This window comes from Christiangramia forsetii KT0803 (assembly GCF_000060345.1).
GTDB lineage: Bacteria > Bacteroidota > Bacteroidia > Flavobacteriales > Flavobacteriaceae > Christiangramia > Christiangramia forsetii.
Map to the genome: position 1 here is coordinate 463,687 of NC_008571.1, position 12,152 is coordinate 475,838.

The following is a 12,152-nucleotide window of genomic DNA, read 5'->3' on the forward strand; positions in this document are numbered from 1 at the left end:
AGATTTTAATTTATACTATTTAATAATTACTTTTTTATCAGAAATTCCTTTTTCACTGAAAACTTTTATTATATATACACCAGAACGTACGGGTCTCATACCCAGCAATATTTCTCTTTCTGTTTGTATTTCATCATATTGCTGAATTAGTTTTCCTGCCATATCAAAGATCATAACTTTTGATACATCAAGCATGTCAAAATTACTAATCTTAACCTGTTTCCTAAAAGTGCTGTAGCTTATACCTACAAGCCCATCTATATTTGGTAAATCACCTGGATCTACTATATCATCAGGATCAGGGTTGGGAATAGCAGGATCTTGGGCTTGTTCTTTAAAAAAGACAATCTCAAATCTATCCTTAATTTCACCAGATTCATCAGTTTTGCTTTTATATGGTTCTTTAATAATATTATGTATTGTGTCTAAAAGATTATCTTTTAAATATAATTCTTTGCCAGAGGGCCAGTTTTCAGTCTTATCAATTTTGATTATAAATTCACCCCCTTCTTTAGATTTGATAGCTAAAGGTAACACCTGATCTTTTTCAAAATTAGGGACTCCCTGAATCACATAAGGTCTTTCTTCAAAATACCAGTACATGTCTTCCAGGTTATTTTCTATCAGCGGGGCATCATAACCAAGGTCAAACCCATTGGTGGTATTTTCATCCATAGTTACCAGTATCTGTCTATGGTATTTTTTAGGAGATTCAAATTTCAGCCTGATCTTTAACCGGGTATCCTCTGATGTTTCTGATTTATGATCGGTCACCTTAGCTTTAATGGTATTGTCTTCATATTGAAGGAATACGGAGGGGTTGTCACCGCCAGATGGCGCCTCAGATTCTGTCACATATACTCTTTGCGTGTTATTAAAATTAATATTTCCTCCGCTACCTCCGTTAAAAGTAGAAATGAAAAATCCTTGCGCAACAGGAATATACCTTCCGGGTTCTAATGAACCATTTCCACCTTCTTCATTGATACGCCAGTCATTTGAGATAGCTTTGAGGCCACCGGATCGATTCCAGGTAGCGTAGCCTCCAACATATTCTTTTAATATATGAGTACGACCAGCGAAATGATCCCAGAAGTATAAACTTCCGTTAAAAATCCCAGCATTATCGTCGATGAATTTTAATCCGTCAATTGCAGACGGATAAGGATTTCCTACAAGGAAGTCTCTACCGCTAACAATATTCAAATCCCCAGTAGGAATATTGCCATTATTAGGCTTGCCTCGGAAAACATAATTTTGTTCATCATTTACACCCGCTGTACCATCCGTTCCTTTCATGGAATATCCTGCACCAACAATTTCTGTAAAATCTGAACCGAGATGTAGCCAATCTGAGTAATCATCATTTCTTCCACCTCTAAAATCCCAGATCCATTCGTTACTTATCGTAATTGGATTGGTTTTAACACCATCTGCAGAGAAATAACCATCTTTAAAAATGATGGTCTTGGGTGTAGCAGGATTTGTGCCATCCATTAATACCTGATTTAAGAGAAATCCTGAGTTATTATCAGAACCTTGATTACTATGTGGACTTGTCCAATAATTATAATTATAAGAAATTTTTCTACCCTGCTGATCTATTTCAGCCCAGCCTTGACTTGCGTTTGCCAAAATACTACCATGATCTTGTAGTAATTGAGATTCCCCAGCAAGATCCATATTACCATCAAGTAAAAGATAATGAGTTATTCTAATTGGTACATCTCCGTTTACAGTTAATAGCTGTCCTGGAGTTTCTGAAAGAATTCCAAGCATTACAATTTCTTTACTGTCTGCTGTAATATTATGATTGATTCTAGCGATATTCCAATCTATTTGAATATTATTATAAGTGCTGTTTGGATAGTCCCAAACAGCTGGTCTGGCCCAGGTATTTATATTTGCCCAGCTGCCATCAGATCCAGATAAATAAGGAGTAGGGGAAGTGTTCTCTTGATCGGTCGTGATATTTACAAGTCTGCCTGGTACTTTAGTAATAGAATGATCTGGAGTAAAACCGCCATTAGGTTTTAAATTATCTGCAAATGATATAAGTCCTGCTGGATCTGGATTTTCAGAAATCAATCTATAATACCCCTCTAGATCACCCCAGGTTTGATTATAAAATGTATCTCCATCCTGATCAAGGTTATGTGCACCACTGGTATGATAACTGCTGATACCATCAGGAATAATAAGGTTGGGTACTACTTCTCCCTCTACTAATGAAGTTGCGCTGGCAGCATCATTAAGTTTTATACGTTGATTCATCATAAACCGGATTTCTTTAAGATCTGGTTTATTATTGTTATTCCAAATTCTTAATTCATCGATCCATCCCGAAAAATGATTTGAAGCGGTTTTAGTATTCGCGTTAAACCTGGCTCCAATACTAGTATTATTAATTCCGGAGGCACTAATATCTATATTGCCGGAGGGAACACCATCTACCCATATATCACCATTATTTGCCACGGCAATATGATACCATCTGGTATTTTTAACAATTCCTGAAGGAAGATTTTCCATTCTAATCTCGAGTCCCGCAGTGCTAAATATTACGCCAGTAGATGCGTTGGTGTTTCCAGAGCCATCATCAAGTGCCCTGTCAAAAGGTCTAATCCATGCCTCAACAAAGAAGTTTCCATTATAATTATTTCCAAGATCGATATAATCATTATCACCATCAAAATCTAACGTGGTACAATCAACCAGAGTAACATTATTAGTGTTCTCAACAGGCGGACATTCAGAATTTACCAAAAGATTATCGCTTTCATCTACAGCAGTAGGAGTTAGTATCCATTTAAAATTGTAATCGCCCAAATTATCTGCTGTGAATATTGCACTTGGATTCTCCAATGGATCCAGGGAACTTTCAGAATCCTGATTGATTATTGTGAATCCAGCAGTGACTTCATTTCCAGCTGAATCTTCAACCTTCCAGCTACCCACATAACCATCTAAGGTTGGATATTCTGTAATTGTTTTGGCTTGATACTCTGCTGTTACAGTAGCGTCAAGTTTAACCGTTAGGCTACCGCAGCTGCCAACTACTGTTTCTACGTTTGTTGTATATCTGTCAAATGCCCAAACCCTTATAGTTTCGAAATTGTCTATACTCTGGCACTCATTCCCGTTACTGTCCAGGATAATCCTGGTTTGCACTTCAAAGTCATTCCATCCAATTTTCCGAGGTATAAAATTAACAGTATATTGATTTACCTCGCCTATTGGTTCGAGATAGCTGTCTGGATCGGTAAGATCATCATCATAATACCATTGCAATATTATATCCTGTGGGCCTTCAGGTACTTCTATATTATCTACTGCCCAAACATCCCCGTCAATAGTTCCTTCATAATTAAAACGAATCCTTAAATTAGATTGTCCCAGGTATGCCCCCAGATCTACCACCATTTTATTTAGTGGTCGTTGTGCCGGAGTAAGATCTCCAAAGTTGTTATAATTGCCACTAGTAGCAGTTCCTATGGTATCAAAAACCACAGTTTCATAAGTGCTGCCGCCATTGGTGGATATTTCTACTCTAATCCGGGCTCCCTCCGTTAAATTGTATGCCTGATCCCAGGTTAATATAGCTTCGTCTAAACCACCAAGTGAGAAAACCGGCGTTTCCATATAAGAATCATTGTTTCCTGTGACCAAAGCAAAGCCTTTATTTCCTGCATTAGTAGAGAAGGTTCTGAAATTAACCATAGATCCATTGGTGGGCCCTTGATTAGCAATTGGATATAGATTTGCAGTATATACTTTTTCATTAGCAGGGTTACTGCCGTGGGGATTCATTCTTAGCCAGTGATCTGCGCGGCCATTATTAGCAGCAGAATCAAAATCGTTTTTACTTCCATCTGGATTTGTAAAGTCCCAACCGTGATTTTTAATACCGGCATTGTCAAATGCACCTCCGTCAAATTTACCGCCATCAGCACTATAGCCAGTTTCTGAACTTAGAGTTATCTGGTCTCCTATACATATAACATCTTTATTAACTTCTACTGGCGTTGGTTTTATGTCTGCCTCTATAACACTTATAATGGCAGTTTCTGAATAATTTCCTGTGTCGCAGGAGCCATTCACAATTTTGGCTCTAAAAGCGGTACTCTCGTTACTTACAGCATTTTCAACTTCGTCTCTCGTTAATGTTGAAGTAGTATTGTTTATAGTGGTCCAGGCGTTGTCTGAAACACCGCGATATTCCCAAGAAACAATTTGTCCTGAATAACCTGATAGCGTAATTGAGGAGGCATATCCCGAAGCTGGATTTTCACACGAAAGGAATAAGCGGTCGTTATTGGTTGTCCAGAGTGCTTTTCCTCCCTCCGGTAACTGATCTACGATCACTGTAGCTTCACTAGTTGCGTCCTCACAAACACCGTTTTTAACGGTAACTCTATAGGAGGTGGTTTCAGTGAGTCCATTAAAAGTTCGGGAATCATTTAGATCTGTTTCTGCTGTCTCTGTCCATACATCAGCTGTTGATGCATTACTGTATTCCCATTTAATAATATTTCCAATTTTACTTTGCAAAGATACGGTTGCAGATCCATTTGAAACACATATCCTTTCTGGAGCATCCAAACCGCCAGCGATTGAATTATCATCTACAAAAACAGAAATATTATAAGTATTGGTACAGCCATTTGTAGTTCCCACTACCGTATAGATATTTTCGCCCAAAACTGTTGGGCTAGCCTGATAACTAGCGGTTTCTCCAGTTTGTAATACAGTTTCTCCGAGATACCAGGTGTAAGAGGTAGCTCCGGTTGCTGTAAAATCAACACTACTACCAAGGCAGATGGTATTCTCATCACCTACAATATCCACTACTACATTAGGTATAGCTTTAATTGTTACTTCTACTGGTGAAATATCGCTTTCACAACCAGTTGTTGTTGCAAATGTTTGGCTTACATAATAGGTAGTTGTGCCAACAACATCTGTGGCAGGAGTTGGTGCTGATCCCATAGGACTTTCAGCATCAATAGAATTATACCAGTTTATTTCTGCTCCATCCGCTGGAGTCACTATAAGAGATTCCAGTCCTTCTTCATTATGGCAATATTCAAAAACGATAGTTTCAGTAGAAACTGGAGGTGGCGTATTGAGAATTTCTATAGTCAATACTTCTGAAAAATTACTCTCGCAACCATTTGGTCTTGTTTGTGTTGCATAGTATTCAAAAGTTGTGGGTGTTGAGGTATTAATTGGAATGTCGTTTCCTATAAAGGTGTATTCTCCAGCGTTTAGAGTATACCATTTTATATCATTTCCTTCTTCCCCGGTAGCGGTCAAAGATCCTGCATTATCCTCCAGGCAGTATTGTCGGTCTGTCACTGAAGGAGCCTCAGGTCTGGGCTCGACCCTGAAAGTAAAAGTCTTTGAAGTAGCCTCCGGACAAGTAAAATAATCGGGTCCATCTACCACAACATAATATACTCCAGAATCGCCATTTTCTCCAGATTGGGGATCGGTAATTGTCAATTCCCCGGTGTATTCACCATTGGGGCCATCAGGACCAGTAACGCTTATTGCTATTTTCCCATTTTGAGCTGTTACCAGATTACCATCCTTATACCAGTTAAAATCCAGTATCGCACCATTTGCATGTCCTATAAACAGAAAACTAATTTCATCCTGGGTATCCTCACATATGGTAATATCTTCAGAAGGTTCTGTTATAATGATATCTTCATCTACATTCAGCGTCACAATTTCAGAAGTATCTTCACCACAGGAATCATCACCAGATACAGTAACATAGTATCCCAAAGCATCTGCAGAAGTAACATTGGTAAAACTTAGTTTTGCAGCATTTTCACCAGCGATCATTTCTTCCGTACCATTTTCCAGAATTCTATACCATTGGAAATTGAGATCATCCCCGGTAGCAATCACTTCAAATTCTGCAGGACTATTTGAGCAAACACCCGTATTTACAGGATTTGTAGTAATTAGCGGAACTTCTTTGATAATAAAATCAGCGGTAGCAATTACTTGCTCACAGCCTGCCTCTGTAGGAATTGTGTAAGTTGCGGAGTGAGGTCCGGCATTACTCGCAGAAGGGTTAATAGTGCCATCTGCAGCAATAGATAAACCATTAGTGCCAGAGTAAACACCGTTTTGATAATTTCCATCTTCTCCTAAAATACTTACCGCAACCGAAGTTTCTGAAGAACAAATAGTTTCGGGGTAGGATATAATTATTTGAGGTATTTGTGTAATAGTGACTTCAGTAGTTATAAGAATCTCACTGCATCCGGAATCTTCTCCTATCGTATAAAAAACATCATAAGTTCCAGGGCTGCTCGTTTGAGCATTTATTTGCCCTGTACTAGAATCTATACTTAGACCTCCGGGTTCCGAAGAAGAAAATACCCCATTTTCATAATTTCCTACACCATTATTAAATACTGGCTCTTTTAAAGTCGAATCTGAATTACAGAAAGGATCACCATAAGTTATCTCTACAAATGGCTCTGGGTTGATAGTAATTTCAACAGATGCAGTAGCGGGATTACAGGTATCAGGGCCTTTATAAGAAACTGTATAGGTCCCAGGTTGGCTGGATGCCGGAGTAATTGCCCCGGAACTAGCGCTTATAGTTAATCCGGCAGGTGTTGAACTATAAAGTCCTCCATTATAATCTCCTGTGCCATCTAAGGTTGCATTTATACTACCAGGTATAGAGGTGCAAATATTCTCAGGATAAGAAATAGTTGCTGTTGGATCTGGAATTATAGTGATCGTTCCATTGGCAGTTACCTGAACACATTCACCTTCTGTTTGTACAGAATAGTTGAATATTCCATTGTCACCCGCGACCGCGCTTGCTTCAGTTGGAACTCCCGAGATGGTAAATATCCCGTTAGAAAATGTTCCTGATAAACCATCGGGCAGTCCGCTCACCGTAGCTTCGGTGCCAGGTGAGGAAATATCAAATTGAATATTATCAATCGCTGTATTAATGCAGACGGTTTGATTTTTATTCACCGGATCGCTGATTGTGACATCGGGTGTTACAGTAATAACACCACTAGTGCTAGCCGATTCGCAAGTTCCTGCGGTATTAAGCGAATATGCAAAAGTACCAGAGGCTGTTGGTGTCCCGGTTAGAATAAAATTACCGTTTGATATATTACCAGTTATCCCCGTTGGTAAACCACTTGTGTTTACAGAAGTAACAGTAGAATTAACCGGAAACTGAATACCTTGGAGCAGCTGATTGATACATACAGTTTGATCTTTATTAGCAGCGTCTGCAATTGTATTATTTGGATTAACAGTAATTGTGCCTGTTTGCGAGATTTGCTGCGAGGTACACGAACCTGTTGTATTTACCGTATAATCATAGGTGCCGGATTGAGTTGGAGATCCTGAAACTGTAAATACTCCACTGTTAAAGTTTCCATTTATTCCTGGAGGGAGGCCACTTGCCGTTGCTCCTGTGCCGGCATCTGTAATGTTGAAATCTATATTGGCTATAGGTTGATTAATACATACTGTTTGATTTTTGTTAGCTGGATTTGAAATTGTGGCATTCTTCAAAACAGTAAGTACCATCGAATCTGTCTTGGCATCACAAGGACCACTTGGATCTATAGAGGTAATTGTTATAGTTACAGTTCCTCCATTATTTTTAATAGTATTCGGAATGATATAAGTTCCGGTTAGATTATTTCCACCGTTCGAGAAAGATCCGCCTGAAACACTTGCGCTCCAACTCCAGTCTTTGGTCTTAGTAATTACACCTCCTATTTCTCCAGCAAGGTTTATTTGATTGGTTCCGATACAAACACTTTGATCTGGCCCGGCATTAACAAGAACCACTGTGCCTGTAGAGACGCTTTCGGTTAGAGTGTTAGAGTTGCCACAGTCATTCACGGCAGTAACACTAATGTTTCCACTTTGGGCATTGACTCCAGCTTTGAGCGTAATCAAATTAATATTTTGAGATACTACCGTCCATCCGGCTGGATAAGTCCAGTTATAAGAGCGGGCACCTGGAATAGGATTAATTTTGTAAATAAGCTCGGTGACCGGGCAAATTGCAGAACTGTTATGAGTTGGGTCACTATTGTCAAAACTAGGCAATATGCCACTTAGCGAACCATCAACCTGCACCGTAATCTCATTGCTTTCTGCAGTATTTATATCAAGACAATCTTCGTTGGAGGTCAATCTTACCTTAACAGTCTGTCCATTAGTCAATGAGCTTGTGGAATAAGTTGCACTGTTATTGCCTATAGAACTACCGTTAATGAACCACTCATAGGTAGGGCTATTTCCACCATTTGTAGGTGTTGCCGTAAATTGAATAGCGCCACCACTACATATAATATTATCACTGTCATTGGAAGCAATTGAAACCGAAGGAGTCAGATTAGGATTCACGATAGCCGTTACAATATTACTGGTAGCTGAAACTGAGGCTAAACATGTTTCATTGGAAGTCATGATGACCGAAACCTCCTGGCCATTTGTTAAAGCTGAGGTGCTAAATTGATTGCTATTACTACCAACATTTGTACTGCCTATCTTCCATTGAAACAATGGTGAGCTGCCACCGTTTGTTGGAGTGGCGGTAAACGTAATTTCATCTCCCTGACATATATCACTATCACTGGCCGATATGTTTACTGCTGGAGTTAGATTTTCGTTTACAGTGGTTGTGATTATATTGCTGGTTGCTGTTTGCTCTGTAAGACAGGTTTCATTTGAGGTTAGTATTACACTTATATCCTGGTCACCAAGGGCAAGAGCTGTTGTAATAAAGGTGTTACTGTTGGTACCGGAATTAGTGTTTCCTATTTTCCACTGGTAAGATGGATTGCTCCCCCCATTAATAGGATTGGCGGTGAACGTTACTTGTGTTCCTTCACAAATAATATTGTCTGCTTCTGAAGAGGTAATAGATACTGACGGAGTTAAATTTGCATTTATAATAATCGTTCCATTCAGTGTAGAAGAGTTTCCGCAGGTACCCGTAGCAAATATGGTATAGTTAAAAGTCCCGGTTTGTGCAGATGAACCGCTAATCGTAAAATTCCCTGCCGAAAAACTGCCGGATAAACCCGTCGGTAAATTTGAAACGCTAGCATCATTGCCGGTTTCACCAATAGCATACACAATATTTTCTATGTTTTCTGATTGACATACTGTTTGATTGGTACTTCCGGAGGTTAAGGAAATAGTCGCATCTTTTAAAACCTCTATGGTTCCGCCTTCAGAGACATTGGTACAAGGTCCCTGTGTGTTTACAGTATAATTGAATACGCCTGAAGCTGTAGGACTGCCACTAATGGTGAAAGTTCCACTATTAAAAGAGCCAGTGACTCCTGGGGGAAGTCCATTAACGGTTGCACCGGTTCCACTTCCGCCTATATTATATATAATTGGCGTGATTGGCTGATTTATACAAGCTCCGTTTAAATTGGGGTCGGTCGTTGATATAGTTGGATTGGAAGTTGTCGTAACAGTTTTTGTTACCTCTACGGTAGGCGTAGATGGACAAATGTAGCTGCTATTTAAAACCACTCTTACTGAAAAACTTTTAGCAGTAGAATAATTAAATGTAAAATCTTTGGAGGAGGAGTTTTGTTCAAGGTTTCCATCCACATACCACTGGTAAGTGGGACTGGAACCAGCATTTGTGTTAGTAGCTGTTAATTTTATATTTCCCGTACAAAGAGTACCTGCTGGAACATTAAAATTAACAGTTGGTGTTCTGGTAGGATTTACGGTAATAGGACTACCATTATTAGAAACAGAACAGGTACTACCGTTAGCATCCGTAACTTCTACAGATACCACCTGACCATTGGTAAGATTTGATCTTGAAAACGTATTAGTGGTAGTTGGTGCTCCCTGATTTGCGCCATCAATTTTCCATTGATATGTGAATGCTCCGGCACCACCATTTGGAGTGACGGTATAGGTTACAGTGGTTCCCTCACAAATAGTATTACCAGTATCTGCAGAAATAGAAACAGACGCAGGGCATTGCCCCCAGATATAAACCGGTAGAAAAAGTATTAATAAAAAGAATAATCCATGTAATTTTTCACCCATAGTTGCCAAGGTTTAAATACAAACAATAATCGTGTAGGGTACTCTTTGTGGGGCAATAAATAGTAGGGTTGCAATAAAATTACTAAGTCACAATTAATTGGGGGAAAGTGATTTAGCTAATAAATTTAAGTGAAAAATATGGATAAAAACTAATATTTCGTTAAAAAACGATTAAAATCGTTGAAATTAGTAGGAAATTACTATCGAACTGTTAATCAGGTGAATAGTTGAATGAATAAAAAAAGCCGCTGTAAGTACAGCGGCTTTTTGATTTAAATAGAAAAACTAACTATTCTCCCATGAATGGGTATCTATAATCCGTTGCAGGAACAAAAGTTTCCTTGATCAATCTTGCCGAAATCCATCTCATAAGATTCATTTTAGATCCTGCTTTGTCATTTGTACCACTAGATCTTGCTCCGCCAAAAGGTTGTTGACCTACTACAGCACCTGTCGGTTTGTCGTTGATGTAGAAATTCCCGGCAGCATTCTGAAGTAAATCTGTAGCCTGAGCAGCAGCATAACGGTCTCCAGATAAAATTGCTCCTGTTAAACCATAAATACTGGTGTTATCTACAGTTTCGCAGATATCTACCCATTTCTTTTCGTCAAAGTTCTTATCGTCGTAAACATATATAGTCACCACAGGACCGAATAATTCGGTTTCCATAGTTGTGTAATGAGGATCTGTAGTAAGAATTACCGTTGGTTCAATAAAGTAACCCTTAGATTTATCATAATTTCCACCAACTACGATCTCTGCATCCTTATCTTTCTTAGCCTTATCTATATAGCTTGCCAATTTATCAAATGATCCTTCGTGGATAACAGCGTTGATGAAATTAGTCATATCTTCCGGTGATCCCATTTTGAAGGATTCAACATCTTCCTTCACAAATTCTTTGATCTCTGGCCAAAGACTTTTTGGTAAGTACACACGAGAAGCGGCACTACATTTTTGCCCCTGATACTCAAAGGCACCTCTTGAAATTGCCGTAGCAACTTGTTTAGCTTTTGCTGTTGGGTGAGCAAGTATAAAATCTTTACCTCCTGTCTCTCCAACAATTCGAGGATAAGTTTTGTATTTATGAATATTATTACCAATTTTTGCCCAGATGCCTTTAAATACATCTGTACTTCCCGTAAAGTGAATTCCGGCAAAATCTGGACTTGCCAGTACGGTATCCGTAACCATTTCTGGATCGCCATTGATCATGTTAATTACACCATCAGGGACTCCTGCTTCTTTAAATACTTCCATAAGAACCTGAGCAGATAGCATCTGGCTATCACTCGGTTTCCATACCGCAACATTTCCCATCAAAGCAGCACTAGAAGGTAAATTCCCTGCGATTGCAGTAAAATTAAAGGGCGTGATTGCGTAAACAAAACCTTCTAAAGGTCTGTATTCTACACGATTCCATACACCATCAGAAGATTCTGGCTGCTCATTATAAAGCTGAGACATATATTCTACGTTAAAACGAAGAAAATCACAGATTTCACATGCCGCATCAATTTCAGCCTGATAAACATTTTTTGACTGCCCAATCATGGTAGCAGCATTCATTTTTTGTCTGTACGGGCCAGCGATAAGATCTGCAGCTTTTAAAAATATAGCGGCACGCTGTTCCCATTCCAGTTTCGACCATTTTTTTCTTGCTTCTAAAGCTGCTTCAATAGCTTCTTCAACATGCTTCTTCTTAGCTAAATGGTAAGTTCCCACTTCGTGTTTATGGTCATGCGGTGGGTTGATGGTTTTTGTATCGCCTGTTTTAATTTCTTTAGATCCAATATACAGAGGAACCTCTGTATTGGCGTTGTATAAATCTTTGTAAGTAAGTAATACTTCTTCTCTTTCCGGGCTTCCTGGCTCGTAACTCTTAACTGGCTCATTAACAGCTACAGGAACGTGAAAAAATCCTTTTCCCATAATATTATTTTGCTTTTTTTCGATTGTTTTTAATTCCGCTAAAGGTAGAAAAATAAAGCGGTTTTGAAGAAGATAAGAAGCCACTTCACGAAAGCTTAACTTTTTTCGTAATTTTCCTTAAAATTTT

Annotated in this window: 2 protein-coding genes; both read right to left on the minus strand. The window is 38.9% G+C overall.

Going from position 1 to position 12,152, the window contains the following annotated elements:
* Positions 1–15: 15 nt before the first annotated feature.
* The gene (locus GFO_RS01885) at positions 16–10,092 is read right to left on the minus strand and encodes an Ig-like domain-containing protein (RefSeq protein WP_011708317.1); all 10,077 of its coding nucleotides are present in this window, start codon (positions 10,090–10,092) and stop codon (positions 16–18) included.
* Between the two features lie 289 nt (positions 10,093–10,381).
* Positions 10,382–12,025 (minus strand): L-glutamate gamma-semialdehyde dehydrogenase, encoded by a 1,644-nt coding sequence (gene pruA, locus GFO_RS01890; RefSeq protein WP_011708318.1) that lies wholly within the window; start codon positions 12,023–12,025, stop codon positions 10,382–10,384.
* Between the last annotated feature and the right edge of the window lie 127 nt (positions 12,026–12,152).

Excerpts from the sequence above, each read along its gene's own strand:
- GFO_RS01885 (WP_011708317.1), bottom strand. The coding sequence starts at position 10,092 with ATGGGTGAAAAATTACATGGATTATTCTTTTTATTAATACTTTTTCTA.
- pruA (WP_011708318.1), bottom strand. The coding sequence starts at position 12,025 with ATGGGAAAAGGATTTTTTCACGTTCCTGTAGCTGTTAATGAGCCAGTT.